This is a genomic window from Robertmurraya korlensis, from assembly GCF_023715225.1.
Lineage (GTDB): Bacteria > Bacillota > Bacilli > Bacillales > Cytobacillaceae > Robertmurraya_A.
Genome location: NZ_JAMBNS010000089.1, coordinates 1 through 463 on the forward strand (window position 1 = coordinate 1; position 463 = coordinate 463).

Genomic DNA, 463 nt, shown 5'->3' on the forward strand with positions numbered 1-463 from the left:
GATTTGACGGTGATTGTTGCAGGTGATCTGAACGATGTGGCTTGGTCGCATACCACACGCATGTTCCAGCGTATCTCAGGGCTACTAGACCCTCGCATTGGGCGTAAATTCATCAATACCTTTCATGCCAGTTACCCATTTTTGCGCTGGGCGCTTGACCATGTTTTTCATAGCAATCACTTCACGCTGGTATCGATGGCGCGTATGCCGAACATTGGCTCCGACCATTTTCCCGTGCTCACTACGTTACAATATGAGCCTGAAGTCATGGATGAGCAGCCTGAACCTTTGCCAAGCATCGCCGATCACCAAGAGGCGAAAGAAACCATCAAAGAAGGCGTTAAAGAAGGCGAAAAACTATCGGAAGCTCAGAGTGATAGCGCTAGTGATGCTAGCAAATTATTGAAAGGCGCATTAGAAAGCTAGAAGAGGGCAAGGTAAAACGCCATGTAAGCATTTGCTT

General features: G+C 47.7%; 1 protein-coding gene. It reads left to right on the forward strand.

The window, feature by feature from the left end; all coding sequences use genetic code 11:
- Positions 1-426, forward strand: a 426-nt coding sequence (locus tag M3175_RS25945; protein ID WP_251524589.1) for an endonuclease/exonuclease/phosphatase family protein, incomplete at its 5' end; no start/stop codon positions are given.
- Between the last annotated feature and the right edge of the window lie 37 nt (positions 427-463).